The organism is Pseudarthrobacter naphthalenicus, from assembly GCF_029076445.1.
Lineage (GTDB): Bacteria > Actinomycetota > Actinomycetes > Actinomycetales > Micrococcaceae > Arthrobacter > Arthrobacter naphthalenicus.
In genome coordinates, this window is sequence record NZ_JARESG010000001.1 from 14,743 (window position 1) to 31,734 (window position 16,992).

Sequence of the window (16,992 nt, forward strand, 5' to 3'; positions counted from 1 at the left end):
GTTCGTCCCCGGGCCCCCCCTGCGGCAGAAGGCCCGGAACCGGCCTCATCGTCACCCCGCCGGTGCCAGCCGTGGACGGCCAACGGGGCCCGCCAGGACCGGCGCCAGGCCAGGACCCGGAACGTGAACACCACGGCGGCCACCGCTGCGGCCGTGAACACGTTGAAGGCACCCGCACTCCACAGCCCGGCCGTCAGCCCGGCCCCCAGGAAGGCCGGCAGGGCGTAGATGTCCCTGGGGTTGAAGAGCTCAGGAACCTCGTTGGCCGTGACATCGCGCAACAGGCCGCCGCCCACCGCTGTCATCACACCCAGCAGCGCCGCGGCCACCGGATTCATGCCGGCGTCGAGGGCCTTGACGGTGCCGGTCATGCAGAACAGGGCCAGCCCGCCGGCGTCGAACAGGACCAGCAGCGAGGTGAAGCGCTCCACGCTGGTATAGAGGGAGTAGACGAGCACCGTGGCCAGCAGCGGCGGGAACAGGTAGGCCGGGTTGCTGAAGGCAGCGGGCGGACCATTGCTCAGGATCAGGTCCCGGATGATGCCGCCGCCCAGGCCCACGAGGGAGGCCAGGAGCAGGGACCCCACAATGTCGATGTTTTTCCGGGCCGCCAGCAGTGAGCCGGACACTGCGAAGAAGAACACGCCCACGAGGTCCAGCCACACTGGAGCCGAGTCAAAAGCGAATGTCATGGGCGTCCCCGCTGAGTCAAAGTGGGCGGACAAGGTGGTGCCAACGTTACGCTAGCCGCTATGAACAAACCCATCATGGTGGCCTGTGCCCACGGGACATCCAGCCAGCAGGGCGCCGCAGAGGTCAACGCCCTGCGCGCCGCCATCGCCGCCCTCCGCCCGGACCTTGACGTGCGCGAAGCCTACGTGGACGTCCAGCAGCCGGACCTCGTGGACGTGGTGGCCGGCCTGCCTGAGGGGGTGCCCGCCGTTGTGGTCCCCTTGCTGCTGAGTGTGGGCTACCACGTGAAGGTGGACATCGCGCGGGCGGTCAAGAGCCGCCCGGGCACGCTGGCGGCGGCGCCGCTGGGCCCCGACCCGCGGCTCGCCGCACTGCTGGACCGGCGCCTCCGCGAAGCCGGCGTCACGGACCGTGACCTCATTGTCCTCGCCGCGGCAGGGTCCTCCAACCCCAACGCCGCGGTCAGCGTGGAACAGCTCAGGGGCCAGCTGCGGGAACTGCGAAGCAACCGGATCGAGGCCGCTTATGGCGCCTCAGCCAAGCCGACAGTGCCCGACGCCGTTGCCATGCTGCGCGAGGAAGCCGAGGGTGGTGCCGGGGCGGGACCGTCCGCCGGGGGCGTCGACCTCGGCGGCCGCGTGGTGATTGCCTCCTACCTCCTCGCGCCGGGCTTCTTCCACGACCAGCTGACCAAGGCGGGCGCTGACCTCGTGACGGAACCGCTGCTGCCTTCGGAAGTGCTCGCCGAGATCGCGCTGGACAGGTTCGACGCCGCCGTCGCACGCGGTCAGTAACGGCACCTTCCCAACCCCGAAAGCCGCCGGGAAATAATGGCGCGGCCAAGCACAGGAACCGGCCGTCTTCAAGGCTCTTCGGCGATTCGTGACGAATTGTTTCCCTAGGTGACTCAGGGTTTCCCGACCCTTTGTGACGCAATTCGGGGGCACCTACAGTCGATGCATGACTGATACAGCTCTAGCCGGAGCGTCCGCGGACCCCGCTGTCGCCACGCGCCCCGCGCGCACCAACCGCCCCGCCGCAAAGCCGCACGGGCAGTGGAAAGTGGACGGCAAAACCCCGCTGAACGCCAACGAAACCTGGAAGCAGGAAGACGACGGCCTCAACGTCCGCGAGCGTATCGAGACCATCTACGCCCGGGACGGCTTCGACGCGATCCCCAGCCAGGACCTGCACGGCCGCTTCCGCTGGTGGGGCCTGTACACCCAGCGCAAGCCCGGGATCGACGGCGGCAAGACCGCAACCCTCGAACCGCACGAGCTCGAAGACAAGTACTTTATGCTCCGGGTAAGGATCGACGGCGGCGCGCTCACCACCGAGCAGCTGCGGGTGATCGGCCAGATCTCCGTTGATTTCGCCCGGGATTCCGCCGACCTCACCGACCGCCAGAACATCCAGCTGCACTGGATCCGCGTGGAGGACATCCCCGAGATCTGGAACCGGCTCGAGGGTGTTGGCCTGTCCACCACCGAGGCCTGCGGCGACGTTCCCCGTGTCATCCTGGGCTCACCGGTGGCCGGCATCGCCAAGGACGAGATCATCGACCCCACCCCGCTGATCGCCGAGCTGGGGGAGCGGTTCATCGGGAACCCGCTGCTGTCCAACCTGCCGCGCAAGTACAAGACGGCCATCACCGGACACCCCAGCCAGGACGTGGTCCACGAGATCAACGACTTCGGCCTGGTGGGCATGATCCACCCCGAGCTGGGCGCCGGCTATGACCTGTGGGTGGGCGGCGCGCTGTCCACCAACCCCATGCTGGCCAAGCGCCTCGGCGCCTTTGTCCGCCCCGAAGAGGCCGCCGACGTGTGGCTCGGCGTCACCAGCATTTTCCGTGACTACGGGTACCGCCGCATGCGCACCAAGGCCCGCCTGAAGTTCCTGCTGGCCGACTGGGGCCCGGCGAAGTTCCGCCAGATCCTCGAGGACGAGTACCTGGGCTACAAGCTGGCTGACGGTCCCGCCGCGCCCAAGCCCACCACCCCGGGCGACCACATCGGCGTGCACGAACAGAAGGACGGCAAGTTCTTCATCGGCGCCACCCCGCTGGCCGGCCGGCTCTCCGGTTCGCAACTGGTCAAGCTCGCGGACACGCTCGAGGCCGCTGGCTCCTACCGCCTGCGCACCACCCCGCACCAGAAGCTCGTGGTGCTGGACGTTGCGAAGGACCAGGTTGAGCCGCTGGTGGCCGAGCTGGACGCCCTGGGCCTGTCCGCCCGCCCGTCCGTGTTCCGCCGCGGCACCATCGCCTGCACCGGCATCGAGTACTGCAAGCTGGCTATCGTCGAGACCAAGGTCACCGCCGCCACCGCCGTCGCCGACCTGGAACGCCGGCTGGCAGACCTCGCCAGGTCCGGCGAACTGCCGCACGCACTGTCCCTCCACATCAACGGCTGCCCCAACTCCTGCGCCCGCATCCAGACCGCGGACATCGGCCTCAAGGGCATGATGCTGCCAACGCCCGACGGCGATCCCTCCCCGGGATTCCAGGTTCACCTCGGTGGCGGGCTGGCTTCCTCCGACCGCGAAGAGGCCGGGCTGGGACGCACCGTCCGCGGCCTCAAGGTGTACGTCGAGGACCTGCCCGACTATGTGGAGCGCGTGGTCCGCACCTTCGTTGCCCAGCGCGCCGCAGGCCAGACCTTCGCCGAGTGGGCCCACGCAGCAGACGAGGAGGCCCTCCAGTGAGCAAGCACGCAGCACCCGCACCTGCCAAGCGTCCTGTGGAAGAACTCAAGGCCCTCGCCGAAGCCGGCGCCGCCGAGCTCGGCTGGGACGCCCCGGCCCGCGACGTGATCGCCTGGGTGGAGCGCAACTTTGACCTGCCCGCGGTGGCCGTCGCCTGCTCCATGGCAGACGCCGTCCTGCCGGCGCTGGTCGCGGACCAGATGCCCGGCGTCGACGTCCTGTTCCTGGAGACCGGCTACCACTTCCCGGAAACCTACGCCACGCGCGACGAGGTGGCGGCAAACCTCCGCGTCAACGTGGTGGACGTGCTGCCGGAGAACACGGTGGAGCAGCAGGACCGGCTCCTGGGCAAGGACCTCTTTGCCCGCGACGCCGCCCAGTGCTGCGCCCTCCGCAAGGTGGCCCCGCTCCAGCGCACCCTGGCCGGCTACGAACTGTGGTTCACCGGTGTCCGCCGCGACGAAGCCCCCACCCGCACCAACACGCCGCTGGTGACCTGGGATGAAAAGAACGGGCTGGTCAAGGTCAACCCCGTGGCCGCGTGGACGTTCGACCAGCTGGTCCAGTACTCCGATGACAACCTCCTGCCCGTGAACCCGCTGCTTTCCCAGGGTTACCCTTCCATCGGCTGCCAGCCCTGCACCCGCAAGGTGGCGCCGGGCGACGACCCCCGCGCCGGCCGCTGGGCAGGTTCCGACAAGACAGAATGCGGACTACACGTATGAGTACTTTCCTAACTGAGGAGACCACGCAGGTGACTGAAACCGCCGTCTCCACACGCCTCTCCAGCCTGGACGCCCTCGAATCCGAAGCGATCCACATCATCCGCGAGGTCGTGGCCGAGTTCGAGAAGCCTGCGCTGCTGTTCTCCGGCGGCAAGGACTCGGTGGTGATGCTGCACCTGGCCACCAAGGCATTCTGGCCCGGCAAGGTTCCGTTCCCCGTCCTGCACGTGGACACCGGCCACAACTTCCCCGAGGTCATCCACTTCCGCGACCGGACGGTGGAGCGGCTGGGACTGAAGCTCGTCGTCGGAAGCGTCCAGGAGTTCATTGACCGCGGTGAGCTGGCCGAGCGCGCCGACGGCACCCGCAACCCGCTGCAGACCGTGCCGCTGCTGGACGCCATCACGCAGAACAAGTTCGACGCCGTCTTCGGCGGCGGCCGCCGTGACGAGGACAAGGCCCGCGCCAAGGAGCGCATCCTGAGCCTGCGCGACGAGTTCGGCCAGTGGGATCCGCGCAACCAGCGGCCCGAGCTGTGGAACCTTTACAACGGCCGCCACACCGTGGGCCAGCACGTCCGCGCGTTCCCCATCAGCAACTGGACCGAGCTGGACATCTGGCGCTACATCGAACGCGAGAACATCGAGCTGCCAGGCCTGTACTACGCCCACGACCGCGAGGTGTTCGCCCGCGACGGCATGTGGCGAGCGGTCGGCGAGGTGTCCCAGCCGCTGCCGCACGAGGAAGTCATCACCAAGAAGGTCCGCTACCGCACGGTGGGGGACATGTCCTGCACCGGCGCCGTGGAATCGGACGCCGCCACCGTGAGCGACGTCGTCATTGAAGTTGCCGCCTCCACCATCACCGAACGTGGCGCCACCCGGGCAGATGACCGTATCTCCGAGGCCGCCATGGAAGACCGCAAAAAGGATGGGTACTTCTAAATGAGCACCGAAACTGTTTTGTCCGGCTCCGCCGGTGGCCTGGAAACAGCCCTGCCCACTACGCTTTTCCGCTTCGCCACCGCAGGATCGGTCGACGACGGGAAGTCCACTTTGGTGGGCCGCCTCCTGCATGACTCCAAAGCGATCCTCGCGGACACGCTCGACGCCGTGGCCCGCACCTCCTCCGACCGCGGCTTTGGCGGCGAGAAGGGCGGCATCGACCTCGCCCTCCTGACCGACGGCCTGCGCGCCGAGCGCGAGCAGGGCATCACCATCGACGTGGCCTACCGCTACTTCGCCACGGACCGCCGCAGCTTCATCCTGGCCGACTGCCCCGGGCACGTTCAGTACACCAAGAACACGGTGACCGGCGCGTCCACGGCGGATGCCGTCGTCGTACTTATTGACGCCCGCAAGGGTGTCCTCGAGCAGACCCGCCGGCACCTGTCCGTGCTGCAGCTGCTGCGCGTGGCGCACGTGATTGTGGCCGTGAACAAGATCGACCTGGTGGACTTCAGCGAGGCCGTTTTCCGCGAGATCCAGGCCGACGTGCAGAAGGTTGCGCGGGAACTGGGCATCGGCTCTGCCGAGTTGGGCACCGCTGACCACATCGATGACCTGCTGGTGATTCCGGTGTCCGCCCTCGACGGCGACAACGTGGTGGACCGGTCCGACCGCACCCCCTGGTACGACGGTCCGGCGCTGCTGGAGGTCCTCGAAACCCTGCCCGCCGCTGACGAGATCGACACCCAGCTGGAGAGCTTCCGCTTCCCCGTGCAGCTGGTGATCCGGCCGCAGGGTGCGCTGGCTCCCGACGCCGTGGCCGCCGGCCTGGACGTTGAGGCCTTCCGCGACTACCGCGCCTACGCCGGGCAGATCACCGAGGGTTCCGTGAAGGTGGGGGATAAGGTTTCCGTGCTGACGCCGGGCCAGGATCCGCGCACGACGACGGTGGTTGGCATCGATTTCGCCGGGGAGTCCCTGCAGGAAGCGTTCGCCCCGCAGTCCGTGGCGCTCCGGCTGGCGGACGAGTTTGACGTCGCCCGCGGTGACACGATCGCCGCAGCCGGCACCGTCCGCGAGTCCTCCGCCGACCTGTACGCAGCGCTCTGCTGGCTCTCGCCCAAGCCGCTCCGGGAGGGCGCCAAGGTGCTGGTCAAGCACGGGACCCGCACCGTGCAGGCGCTGGTCCGCAATGTCAGCGGCAAGCTGGACCTGGCCACCTTCAAACTCGAGGGTGCGTCCAGCCTGGACCTCAACGACATCGGGCACGCGCAGCTCCGGCTCGCTGCGCCGCTGCCGCTCGAGAATTACCTGCATCACCGGCGGACCGGCGCGTTCCTGGTGATCGACCCGCAGGACGGCAACACGCTGGCCGCGGGCCTGGTCAAGGACCACCCGGGCGACCACGAGGACGACCGCTACTCCATCTGAGTCCGTGCCTGAGCTGCTAGCAGCTTGAGCGGCGCTGCCCCGCATGACCGGTGTTGCCCGGCACCGGTCATGCGGGGCAGGGCCGTCTGCGGGCTTCCCCGGGCACCCTTGCCTCCCGCCTGCCCTCCGGCCCATCATCGGGAGTGGGAGGGCAGACCGTTGGAATCCATCACACCCAAGCTCATCAACTGGGCCTCGATCCTGGATGAGAACACCCGGGCGCAGGCCATCGCCACGGCCACGCTGCCGTTCATCTATCCCCACCTTGCCCTGATGCCGGACGCGCATCTGGGCAAGGGCGCCACGGTGGGCTCCGTCATTCCCACCCTGTGCGCCATCATCCCGGCCGCCGTGGGCGTGGACATCGGCTGCGGCATGATCGCCGTCCGGACCCAGTACTCGGTCCAGGACCTGCCCCGGGACCGGAAGCGGCTGCGCGAAGACATTGAACGCGTGATCCCGCTGTCCGCCGGCCACAACAACCGGACCGTCAAAGCCACTGCCGAGCCGCGGATCGCCGAGCTCAGGAAGCTCGCAGCCAAGGCAGGCTTCAACCCTGCCCAGTACGTGGAAAAGTGGGAGCTGCAGCTGGGCTCCCTGGGCTCGGGCAACCACTTCATCGAGGTCTCCGCCGACGAATCCGACGCCGTCTGGCTGTTCCTGCACTCCGGGTCCCGCGGCGTAGGCAACAAGATCGCCCAGCACCATATCGGCGTCGCCCAACAGGTGAACCGGAAGCGTGGCACCACGCTGCCCGATCCGGACCTTGCGTATTTGGAGGAAGGCACGTCCGAATTCGACCGGTACATCGAGGAGCTCCGCTGGGCCCAGCATTTCGCGCTGCTGAACCGCGAGGAAATGATGGACCGCGTCATCACGCAGTTCAGCCACTGGGTGGGAGGCCCCGTCACCGAGCGGGAACGGATCAACTGCCACCACAACTTCACCCGGCAGGAGACGCACTACGGGAAGTCGGTGTGGGTCTCCCGCAAGGGGGCCATCAAAGCCGAGCACGGCGATCCCGGACTGATTCCCGGATCGATGGGGACGGCGTCGTACGTTGTGGAGGGCCTCGGCAACCCCGTTTCCCTCAATTCCTCCCCGCACGGCGCCGGCCGCGAGTATTCGCGGACCGCGGCGCGCAAGACCTTCTCGCTGGCGGAGCTGAAGACGGCCATGCAGGGGATTGAGTTCCGGGCCACCGAGGCGTTCATTGACGAGATTCCGGCGGCGTACAAGCCGATCGACCAGGTCATGCAGGACGCCGCGGACCTGGTCACGGTGCGGCACAAGCTGCGCCAGCTGATCAACGTTAAGGGTGACTGACCAGGGCCACAGTGGCTGAATCCTGCTGCCTTGGATACTCTGCAGGGTACAGGCCACGCGGGAATCCGAGGGGGACCGGTTGGAAGATCATGAGTCACTCGTTGCCCGCTCCCTGGAGCAATACGAGGCACGCCTGCCGCGCCTGAATAGGGCATCTGATGCGATCGGGCACGCCATCCGGGCCAGGCTCCGGGACGATGGCCTGAACCATCACACCGTGCAGTCGAGGGTGAAGGACCCGGTTTCCGTCAGGGGAAAGCTTGACCGGCTCACCGCGGACGGACGGTTCAAGTATGAACACGGCCTCGAACAGCTCGACGACCTCATCGGGGTCCGCGTGATCATGTTTCTCGAGCCGGACATCGCGGACGTGGCCACAGCACTCAAGGGCCAGTTCAACTGCCGCGAGGACGATGACAAGACCAGCTCCCAGCGGCGGAACGGCCAGATCGGCTACGCCGGGAGGCACCTCATCCTCGAAGTCCCGGCGGAAAACGTGCCGGTGGGCTGCCAGGCTTATATCGGTGAGCGTTTCGAGGTTCAGATCAGGACCGTGCTGCAGCATGCCTGGGCTGCCTTTGAGCATGACATCCGCTACAAGGGCCTCGCCGAGTCCAACGCTGAGGTGGACCGCGCGTTCACCATGGCGTCAACGCTGATCGAACTGGCGGACGCGCAGTTCTCGGCCATCAACGACATCGTCAAGCGCCGCCAGGCTGAAAGCACGGCCGGGTTTGCGGTGGACCCCGCCGCCACCGAACTCACCGGGGACATCCTCCAGGACATGCTCGCGCGGCTGCTGCCCGAGCACCCCAGGAGCCAGGCCCGCCAATACACCTGGCTGGGGGACCTGCTGGCTGCCAACGGCGTGCGCACGGTGGCCGACGCCGAAGGGCTCTTTGGTGCCGCGGACTGGTCTGGCGTGGCCAAGCGGATGGACTACAAATTCCGCGCCGGGCACGTCCGCATCGCCGACGACTTCCTGCTGAAGACCTGGGGCCCGGACTACATTGCGCGCACCAAGTCGCTGGGGGATGACCCCAAGCGGGAAGCGAAGCTGACGCACCGGCTGGAGCGCATGCAGGACTAACCCCGGCGACGCCCCGCCGCCGGGTATGGGGCCTGGAATATGACGCCGCGTGAACGTGCGTGACCCCCCGTTTCTGCTTCATTGAATGGGTTTAAGCCACTCCCTATGGTGAAACAATGACAAGTTCCAAGCCCGGGATGACCCGCATAGTGGCAGGCGAAAATGCTGTCCCACGGCGCAAGCGCGCCGTCGAAGCAGCCCTGGCCATCGGGCTCGTGCTGCTAATTGGCATCGGCGCCGTGGTGGCGTCCAGCATTTCGCGCGATGCGGCCGCAGAGGCTGCCCCGGCGCCCGCACCGGCCGAGGAACTGAAGCTGGGCTACTTCGGAAACCTGACCCACGCCGCCGCGCTGGTGGGCGTGAAGCAGGGGATCCTGGCCCGGAACCTCGGCACCACCAAACTCAGCACCGAAACGTTCAACGCCGGGCCCGCAGCCATCGAAGCCCTGAATGCCGGCGCCATTGATGCGACCTACATCGGCCCCAACCCGGCCATCAACTCGTTCGTCAAAAGCCACGGGGAGTCCGTCAGCGTCATCGCGGGCGCCGCCGCGGGCGGGGCGCAGCTGGTGGTCAAGCCCGGCATCAGCTCCGCAGCTGACTTGCGTGGCAAGACCCTCGCCTCCCCCCAGCTGGGCGGTACCCAGGATGTGGCGCTCCGGGCGTGGCTGTCCTCGCAGGGTTACAAAACCAACGTGGACGGCAGCGGGGACGTCGCCATCAACCCCACGGATAACGCGCAGACGCTGAAGCTGTTCCAGGACGGAAAGCTCGACGGCGCGTGGTTGCCTGAGCCGTGGGCCTCCCGTCTGGTGCTGACCGCCGGGGCGAAGGTGCTGGTGGACGAAAAGGACCTGTGGGACGGCTCGCTGTCCGGCAAGGCCGGCGAGTTCCCCACCACCATCCTGATCGTGAACAGGACGTTCGCCGCCGAACACCCGGACACCGTCAAGGCCCTCCTCCGCGGCCACGCCGAATCCGTGGCCTGGCTGAACACCGCACCAGCCGCGGAGAAGGCGGATGTCATCAACTCCGCGCTCCAGGAATCGGCCGGTGCGGCGCTGCCTGCCGGCGTGCTGGAACGGTCCCTGCAGAGCATCATTTTCACCGTCGACCCGCTCGCCGGAACCTACCCCAAACTGCTCAAAGACGGAGTGGCGGCCGGCACCACCAAACAGGCCGACATCGCCGGCCTGTTCGACCTCCGCGCCCTGAACGACGTGATCGGCGCCGGCCAGCACATCTCCGCCGCCGGCCTTGGCCGGGACTGACCTGAGCCAGGACTGACCTCGCGGCCACCGCACCACCACCAACGTAAGGACGGGACCATGCCAGTCGTACTGGAACAGCTGGGCAAGCGCTTCGGCGACGGCGCCCCGGTGCTGGAGGATGTCAACGCCACCATCGGTTCGGGTGAGTTCGTCGCCCTCCTCGGGGCCTCGGGCTGCGGCAAGTCCACCCTGCTGAACATCATGGCGGGACTGGAGGCGCCGACGTCGGGCGCCCTCGAAGTACCCAGCGACGGCGCTGCCTTTATGTTCCAGGACGCCGCCCTTTTCCCCTGGCTGACCGCCCGGGAGAACATCGAACTTGCCCTCAAACTGCGCGGTGTGGGGAAGGCCGAACGGCGTGTCACGGCCGATGAACTGCTGGACCTGGTGCACCTCGGCGGGGCCGGGGACAAGCGGCCGCACGAACTCTCCGGCGGCATGCGCCAGCGCGTGGCACTGGCCCGGGCACTCTCGCAGGACCGGCAGCTGCTGCTGATGGATGAGCCGTTCGCCGCCCTCGACGCCATCACCCGCGACCTCCTCCACGATGAGCTGGAACGCATCTGGAAGGAAACCGGGCGCACCATCGTCTTTGTCACGCACAACGTCCGCGAGGCCGTGCGGCTGGGCCAGCGCGTGCTGCTGCTGTCCTCCCGCCCCGGCCGGGTGGTCCAGGAATGGGCCGTCACCGAGGAACACCGAACCGACGCCGGCCTCGCCGGACAGCTGACCGGGGTCATCACCGCCCGGCTCCGTGAGGAGATCCGCCGCCATGCCAAGTAAGTTCCTGTCCGGCTCCGCGCCGGATGCCGCCCCCGCCCCTTCACGGGACGGCGATGCTGCAAGCAGCATCGCGTCCCGCTCAGGAAGGCCCGATGCCACTCCCTGGGCGGCATCCGGCGCTGCGCCCGCAGCCCGCGAGCACGTCCATGCCGCCCTGACCCGCACGTCCACCGGGACCGAGGACCTGCGGGAGCTCGAATCCGGGCTGGACTCGCTGCAGTCCGATACCTCGCGCAAGCACCGGATCGACTGGAGCCGGGTGCTCCTGCCCGTGGCCGCCCTGGTGGTCCTGGTCCTGGTCTGGCAGTTTTACGTCTCGCTGGGCGTCAAGCGCCGTGACCTCGTCCCGGGCCCGCTCGACGTCCTGGGACAGGTTGGAGTGCTCTGGGGCGAGGGCAAGCTGCAGGAAGCGGTCTGGACCTCGCTCCAGCGCGGAGTAGTGGGGTTCCTGATCTCGGTGGCCATCGCCACTCCTGTCGGACTCCTCCTGGCCCAGGTTGCTCCGCTCCGCCGTGCCTTCGGGCCCTTGATTTCAGGCCTGCAGGTGCTGCCCTCCGTGGCCTGGGTTCCGGCCGCGATCATCTGGTTCGGGCTGACCGATGCCACCGTGTACTTCGTCATCTTCATGGGAGCCATCCCCTCCATCATCAACGGGCTGATCTCCGGCGTGGACCAGATCCCGCCCCAATACCGCCGGGTGGGCACGGTCCTGGGCGCGAACCGTTTCCAGATGGCCCTGCAGATCATCCTTCCCGCCGCGCTGCCCGGATACCTCAGCGGTCTCAAGCAGGGCTGGGCCTTCTCCTGGCGGTCCCTCATGGCCGCTGAAATCATTGCCGTCGGCGGCACCATCGGCTTTGGCCTGGGTTCGCTGCTGGATCAGGGCCGGGTTCTTTCCGACATGACCATCGTGATGGCCGCCATCCTGCTGATCCTCGCCGTCGGCATCCTCATCGAGCTTTTGGTGTTCGGGCCCATCGAGAAGCGACTCCTCCGCAGCCGCGGCCTCCTCGCCGGCAGCACCCGCTAGGCCGCTCTACCTAAGAGGCACACAAGTTCCGCTCAATGCCCGACGGCGAGTCCCGCCGTCGGGCATTGCTGTTTCCTCCGCCAGCGGCCAAACCGGGGCGCTTCGACACGGACACGCCGCTGATTCGGCCGGTTCGGGGCCCGAGCCCCGTCAATGTGCCCCAGGACGGCGGGCGGCTGGGCCTGAGGGCTCTGGCAGACTGGCGCCATGACCGTCGGCTTTGTATGCCGCACCGAGTCCACCCATCCGCGGGAGCGACTGTTCGACCTCGCCCGAGCGGATGCATCATGACGGACCGGGTGGAGTTCACCGCGCTCTTCGGGATCCTGGGGCGCCTCGTCGAGAAGCTGGTCCTACGCCGATACCTGGAGCGCCTCATCGCCCACCGTGGGAGGTTCCTGGCCGGCGCCACCAGCCGAACCGGGGCACATTGACACGGAAACGCCGCCCCCTGAGCCCGCCCGGGGCCCGGTCACCGGCAATATGCCCCCCGACGGCGCCCCGGCCATATGTGACGCGGCGTTACCTTACGTGAACGGGTGTTTCCGCCGCCATTGGTGGTCATACGGCGCGGCCCTACCGTTGATCCATGGCAATTCAGGATATTTACCCCACCGCGCTGCGGCTCCTCGGCCGCCCCGTGCTGGTGGTGGGCGGCGGCCCGGTGGCTGCCCGCCGCGCCAAAGGACTGCTCGACGCCGGTGCGCAGGTCACCGTCGTGGCTCCCGCTGCCTCCGCCGCTCTCCAGGAACTGGCCAACGCCGGGCTCCTCACCTGGGAGCCGCGGCCCTACCGCCGCGAAGACGTGGACGGCGTCTGGTTCGTCCAGACGGCAACCGGCGATCCCGCCGTGGACACCGAAGTTTCACAAGACGCCGAGGCACAGCGCATCTGGTGCGTCAACGCCTCCGACCACGAAGCCTCAGCGGCCTGGACCCCCGCCGTCGCCGTGGTGGATGACGTGCACATTGCCGTCAACGCCGGGGGAGACCCGCGCCGCGCCATGGCCCTGCGCAACGCCGTCGCCACCGCACTCGAAACGGGCGACCTCCCGCTGCGCCGCCGCCGTGCCCACCGCGGCTCCGTTGCCCTCGTGGGCGGCGGACCGGGCGATACCGGCCTCATCACCGTCCGCGGCCGCCGCCTCCTGGGCCAGGCCGACGTCGTGGTGGCTGACCGCCTGGGCCCGCGCGAACTCCTGAACGAACTCGCCCCGGACGTCCGCGTCATCGAAGTGGGCAAGACCCCCGGCCACCACCCTGTCCCGCAGGCCGACATCAACCGCATCCTCGTCGATGAGGCGCAGCAGGGCCACCGCGTGGTCCGGCTCAAGGGCGGCGACCCGTACGTGCTGGGCCGCGGCGGCGAGGAAGCCGAATACTGCCGGCAGCACGGCGTCGAGGTGGAAGTCGTCTCCGGCGTCACCTCCGCGATCTCCGTTCCGGCCGCCGCCGGCATCCCCGTCACGCACCGCGGCCTGGCCAAGGGCTTCAGCGTGGTCACCGGCCACGAGGAACTGTCCGAGGTTCCTGCCCGGGCCGACCACACTGTGGTGCTGCTCATGGGAGTGGGCCAGCTCCGCGATTCGGCGTCCGCTCTGGGCAAAGCCGGTCTCCCTGCGGACACCCCCGTTGGTATTGTTGAAAACGGCTATTTGCCGAATCAGCGCGTGACCATCGGCACGCTAGGTTCCATCGCCGACCAGGCAGAGGCCATCGGCGTCGCAAATCCTGCGGTGATCGTGATCGGTGACGTTGTCCGCGTCAGCCCCTTCGCGCCGTCGCACTTCAAGACCGCCGATTACAGCACCACCACCCCGAACCGCCCCCGCACGAACCAGACCACACCAAGCAACACCCCGAGAACCACCAGCGTCCTCACCCCCTAGCCCCCACCCAACTAGGTAGCAGCAAGTGTCGTTATGAGCCCTCAAAACGACAGATAGCGCTACCTAGTTGGGACGGACCGAAGAAGAAGGAACACAGCCGTGTCATCAAGCACCTCCGTAGGATCTGCCGAGCGTCCGCTGCGCGTTGCCGTCGTGGGCTCCGGCCCGGCCGGCGTTTACGCCGCGGACATCATCACCAAGAGCGAAGCCGTCAAGAGCGGCGAGCTGACCGTCAGCATCGACCTCTTTGACCGCTACCCGGCACCCTACGGCCTGATCCGCTACGGCGTGGCACCGGACCACCCGCGCATCAAGGGCATCGTCAACGCACTGCACAAGGTCCTGGACCGTGGCGATATCCGCTTCTTCGGCAACGTGGAGTACGGCACGGACCTCACCATCGAGGACCTCCGGACCCACTACGACGCCGTCATCTTCGCCACCGGCGCCATCAAGGACGCGGACCTGAACATCCCGGGCATCGAACTGGAGGGTTCCTTTGGCGGCGCGGACTTCGTCTCCTGGTACGACGGCCACCCGGATGTCCCCCGTGAATGGCCCCTCGAGGCCAAGGAGATCGCCGTGATCGGCAACGGCAACGTGGCCCTGGACGTGGCCCGCGTCCTGTCCAAGCACGCCGACGACCTGCTGGTCTCCGAAATCCCGGACAACGTCTACGCGGGGCTGAAGGCCTCGCCCGTCACGGACGTGCACGTCTTCGGCCGCCGCGGCCCCGCCCAGGTCAAGTTCACCCCGCTGGAGCTCCGCGAGCTGTCCCACTCCAAGGACGTGGACATCATCCTGTACGCCGAGGACTTCGAGTTCGACGAGGAATCGGACCGCCAGATCCAGAGCAACAACCAGACCAAAACCATGGTGGGCACCCTCACCAACTGGATCGCCGAACAGCCCGAGGACCTCTCCGAGCTCAAGGCCTCCCGCCGCCTGCACCTGCACTTCCTGCACAGCCCCGTGGAAATCTACGATTCCCCGGAGAACCCGGGCCAGGTTGCCGGCATGAAGTTCGAGCGCACCGAACTGGACGGCACCGGCAACGCCCGCGGCACCGGCGAGTTCGTGGACTACCCTGTCCAGGCCGTGTACCGCGCCATCGGCTACTTCGGTTCGGCGCTGCCGGACGTGGAGTTCGACCACAAAAAGGGCGTGGTCCCGAACGACGGCGGCCGCGTCCTGGATGCCTCCGGAACCCATGTGCCGGGCATCTACGCCACCGGCTGGATCAAGCGCGGCCCCGTCGGCCTGATCGGCCACACCAAGGGCGACGCCCTCGAGACCGTGACGTACCTGCTGGAAGACCGCCAGAACCTGCCCTTAGCCCAGGCACCCGAGGCGGACGCCGTCGTCGAACTTCTCGACGCCCGCGGTGTGAAGTTCACCAGCTGGGAGGGCTGGCTTGCCCTGGACGCCCACGAACTCGCACTCGGCGCGGCGGCCACGGAGGCCGGCGGCTCCCACGGCGTGGAGGTCAAGCGTGAGCGCATCAAGGTGGTGCCGCGCGAGGACATGGTTGCCATCTCCCGCGACGGCGTCACCGCCACGGTCTAGCAGCCAGGACAAGCAACGCGGGGTCACTTTACGCCCGATTTCACCGCGGAATTGAGCGGAAAGTGACCCCGCGTTGCTGCGTTCCGGATTCCGCTTCTGAGCCGGCCGGGTCACGAACCGGCTGGCACCACGACTCCAAAGGAGCCCTCGTTGAGTGCGTCGGCCGTCGCGGAGGGAGCCACCACGCCAAAGTCGTAGCCCTGCGCCCGCAGCGCGTCGATGGTGCCGGCAAGGTAGGTCCACTGCGACGCCGGGCAGGACAGGACGTCGTTCCCGTCGTGGAGCAGAATGATCGCGCCGGGCGCCGCTTCGTCCAGGACGTACTTCTGGACGCCGGCCGCACCGGGGCATTCAAAATCGCCGGGTTGGCCTACGTGCCAGTGCCATTGGATCCCGCCGCTCATGCCGAGGCCCCTAATGTACTCGAGGGAGTAGGGGGTGCTGTTTCCGAACGGGAAACGCACGAGCTTTGGCGCCGTGCCGGTGATGGTCTGGATCGCGGTGTTGGTGCGGTCAATTTCCTGCTTCTGGCTTGCCTGGTTGAGGTCCGGGAAGTTGGCGTGATCCCACGCGTGGTTGCCGATGACGTGCCCCTCGGCTTCGATTCGGCGGACGAGGTCGGGGTACTGCTGTGCGTGGGAGCCCTGGAGGAAGAACGTCGCCTTGACCCCCTTCTGTTTGAGGACGTCGAGGACGAATGCGGTGCGCTCGGCCGAGGGCCCGTCGTCGAAGGTCAGGCCGATCAGCGGCTTGTCGGCGGCTTGGGCCGCCACGGTTGGGGTGCCGCCCAGCAAAGCCAGGACCAGGCTCGCGCCCGCCAGGGACGTGACGGCAATCTTGCTCTTTCTCATGGTGCTCATCTTCCCTTCCGTAGGGTGTCTGCAACCTTGCTAGAGGAGCACCTTACGGCGGCACCCGGGCACTGTAAACACCTAATTTCCGGGCAGGCCGCCGCCGGGGACAACCATGGGGTACGGCATTGGGGTCACATAGGGGGGGCGGCCATCAGATAGGGGTTTGCTGTGCGGCCGGCACACCAGTTGGGGCCGGCCCCACCAGCAGCGGCCTTCCATATCAACGCCCGGCGCCGCCCGCGGCCATCAGTTCGAGCCGCTTGAGGGTTTCCGTGTTGCGCACGTCGATCACGGGGTCGCGCACCAGCTTGGGGATCAGCTTTCCGGGGCCCTTGATGGCGTCCTCGGCGATGGTGACGCGGCACTGTGCGCCCATGTCCTCCAGGGTGATGGCCACCTTGGCTTCGCCGATGGGCCACCCGCGTGCCACCAGTTCCAGCGAGCGGCCGGGCTCGACGGCGGTCACGCGGCTGCTGTCGTCTATCAGCAGCGGCCAGGCGCCCACGGAATGGTGCAGCCGGGCCCCAAGTTCGGGCCAGTGGCCGTCAACGGCCCGGATCCTCGAGGCGCCCACCACCCAGCCGGAGTACAGCCAGCCATCGGCGATGACCTTCCAGACGTCTTCGGCCGGGGAGTTGAATACGCGGGAAACGGTTGACATGGCTTGCCTTCCTTTTGGTGG

The 16,992-nt window shown here is 67.7% G+C and carries 15 protein-coding genes and 1 pseudogene; 13 read left to right on the forward strand and 3 right to left on the reverse strand.

Annotation, left to right across the window (positions count from 1 at the left end):
* Positions 1-35 precede the first annotated feature (35 nt).
* Positions 36-692: pseudogene (locus tag PY310_RS00070) on the reverse strand (trimeric intracellular cation channel family protein); the annotation flags it as partial.
* A gap of 60 nt (positions 693-752) precedes the next feature.
* Here PY310_RS00070 and PY310_RS00075 point away from each other — a divergent pair.
* From PY310_RS00075 to PY310_RS00135, 13 genes are all read left to right on the forward strand, one after another.
* Positions 753-1,487: a sirohydrochlorin chelatase gene (locus PY310_RS00075; protein WP_275212109.1), complete on the forward strand. Its 735-nt coding sequence runs from the start codon at positions 753-755 to the stop codon at positions 1,485-1,487.
* A 166-nt stretch (positions 1,488-1,653) separates the two neighbouring features.
* The gene (locus PY310_RS00080) at positions 1,654-3,399 is read left to right on the forward strand and encodes a nitrite/sulfite reductase (protein WP_275212110.1); all 1,746 of its coding nucleotides are present in this window, start codon (positions 1,654-1,656) and stop codon (positions 3,397-3,399) included.
* Positions 3,396-4,124 carry a phosphoadenylyl-sulfate reductase gene (locus PY310_RS00085; protein WP_275212111.1) on the forward strand — a complete coding sequence of 243 codons (729 nt, stop codon included), beginning with the start codon at positions 3,396-3,398 and terminating at the stop codon, positions 4,122-4,124. Before PY310_RS00080 ends, PY310_RS00085 begins: the two co-directional genes overlap by 4 nt.
* The gene (gene cysD / locus PY310_RS00090; RefSeq protein WP_275212112.1) at positions 4,121-5,068 is read left to right on the forward strand and encodes a sulfate adenylyltransferase subunit CysD; all 948 of its coding nucleotides are present in this window, start codon (positions 4,121-4,123) and stop codon (positions 5,066-5,068) included. The genes PY310_RS00085 and cysD overlap by 4 nt, the downstream gene beginning before the upstream one ends.
* A complete protein-coding gene (locus PY310_RS00095) occupies positions 5,069-6,502 on the forward strand; it encodes a sulfate adenylyltransferase subunit 1 (RefSeq protein WP_275212113.1) in 1,434 nt (477 codons plus the stop codon).
* Positions 6,503-6,661: 159 nt separating this feature from the next.
* The gene (locus PY310_RS00100; protein WP_275212114.1) at positions 6,662-7,828 is read left to right on the forward strand and encodes an RtcB family protein; all 1,167 of its coding nucleotides are present in this window, start codon (positions 6,662-6,664) and stop codon (positions 7,826-7,828) included.
* A 79-nt stretch (positions 7,829-7,907) separates the two neighbouring features.
* On the forward strand, positions 7,908-8,918 hold the full coding sequence (locus PY310_RS00105) for a GTP pyrophosphokinase (RefSeq protein ID WP_275212115.1): 1,011 nt from the start codon (positions 7,908-7,910) through the stop codon (positions 8,916-8,918).
* Between the two features lie 137 nt (positions 8,919-9,055).
* On the forward strand, positions 9,056-10,189 hold the full coding sequence (locus PY310_RS00110) for an ABC transporter substrate-binding protein (RefSeq protein ID WP_275212478.1): 1,134 nt from the start codon (positions 9,056-9,058) through the stop codon (positions 10,187-10,189).
* A 57-nt stretch (positions 10,190-10,246) separates the two neighbouring features.
* Positions 10,247-10,972 (forward strand): ABC transporter ATP-binding protein, encoded by a 726-nt coding sequence (locus PY310_RS00115; RefSeq protein ID WP_275212116.1) that lies wholly within the window; start codon positions 10,247-10,249, stop codon positions 10,970-10,972.
* Positions 10,962-12,002, forward strand: coding sequence for an ABC transporter permease (locus PY310_RS00120; protein ID WP_275212117.1), 1,041 nt, complete (start codon positions 10,962-10,964; stop codon positions 12,000-12,002). Before PY310_RS00115 ends, PY310_RS00120 begins: the two co-directional genes overlap by 11 nt.
* Before the next feature lie 287 nt (positions 12,003-12,289).
* Complete coding sequence (locus PY310_RS00125) at positions 12,290-12,436, forward strand: hypothetical protein (protein WP_342755725.1); 147 nt, start codon at positions 12,290-12,292, stop codon at positions 12,434-12,436.
* Between the two features lie 155 nt (positions 12,437-12,591).
* Complete coding sequence (cobA, locus tag PY310_RS00130; protein ID WP_275212118.1) at positions 12,592-13,890, forward strand: uroporphyrinogen-III C-methyltransferase; 1,299 nt, start codon at positions 12,592-12,594, stop codon at positions 13,888-13,890.
* 99 nt (positions 13,891-13,989) lie between these two features.
* Positions 13,990-15,456, forward strand: coding sequence for an FAD-dependent oxidoreductase (locus tag PY310_RS00135; RefSeq protein ID WP_275212119.1), 1,467 nt, complete (start codon positions 13,990-13,992; stop codon positions 15,454-15,456).
* 110 nt (positions 15,457-15,566) lie between these two features.
* Here PY310_RS00135 and PY310_RS00140 read toward each other — a convergent pair whose 3' ends face one another.
* Both PY310_RS00140 and PY310_RS00145 read right to left on the reverse strand, forming a co-directional pair.
* Entirely contained in the window at positions 15,567-16,316 is a 750-nt protein-coding gene (locus PY310_RS00140; RefSeq protein WP_275212120.1) for a polysaccharide deacetylase family protein, read from the reverse strand.
* Between the two features lie 214 nt (positions 16,317-16,530).
* Positions 16,531-16,971, reverse strand: coding sequence for an SRPBCC family protein (locus tag PY310_RS00145; RefSeq protein WP_275212121.1), 441 nt, complete (start codon positions 16,969-16,971; stop codon positions 16,531-16,533).
* Positions 16,972-16,992: the final 21 nt, after the last annotated feature.

Excerpts from the sequence above, each read along its gene's own strand:
- PY310_RS00145 (WP_275212121.1), bottom strand. The coding sequence starts at position 16,971 with ATGTCAACCGTTTCCCGCGTATTCAACTCCCCGGCCGAAGACGTCTGG.
- PY310_RS00075 (WP_275212109.1), top strand. The coding sequence starts at position 753 with ATGAACAAACCCATCATGGTGGCCTGTGCCCACGGGACATCCAGCCAG.
- cobA (WP_275212118.1), top strand. The coding sequence starts at position 12,592 with ATGGCAATTCAGGATATTTACCCCACCGCGCTGCGGCTCCTCGGCCGC.
- PY310_RS00110 (WP_275212478.1), top strand. The coding sequence starts at position 9,056 with ATGACCCGCATAGTGGCAGGCGAAAATGCTGTCCCACGGCGCAAGCGC.
- PY310_RS00080 (WP_275212110.1), top strand. The coding sequence starts at position 1,654 with ATGACTGATACAGCTCTAGCCGGAGCGTCCGCGGACCCCGCTGTCGCC.
- PY310_RS00125 (WP_342755725.1), top strand. The coding sequence starts at position 12,290 with ATGACGGACCGGGTGGAGTTCACCGCGCTCTTCGGGATCCTGGGGCGC.
- PY310_RS00095 (WP_275212113.1), top strand. The coding sequence starts at position 5,069 with ATGAGCACCGAAACTGTTTTGTCCGGCTCCGCCGGTGGCCTGGAAACA.
- PY310_RS00115 (WP_275212116.1), top strand. The coding sequence starts at position 10,247 with ATGCCAGTCGTACTGGAACAGCTGGGCAAGCGCTTCGGCGACGGCGCC.
- PY310_RS00120 (WP_275212117.1), top strand. The coding sequence starts at position 10,962 with ATGCCAAGTAAGTTCCTGTCCGGCTCCGCGCCGGATGCCGCCCCCGCC.
- PY310_RS00140 (WP_275212120.1), bottom strand. The coding sequence starts at position 16,316 with ATGAGCACCATGAGAAAGAGCAAGATTGCCGTCACGTCCCTGGCGGGC.
- cysD (WP_275212112.1), top strand. The coding sequence starts at position 4,121 with ATGAGTACTTTCCTAACTGAGGAGACCACGCAGGTGACTGAAACCGCC.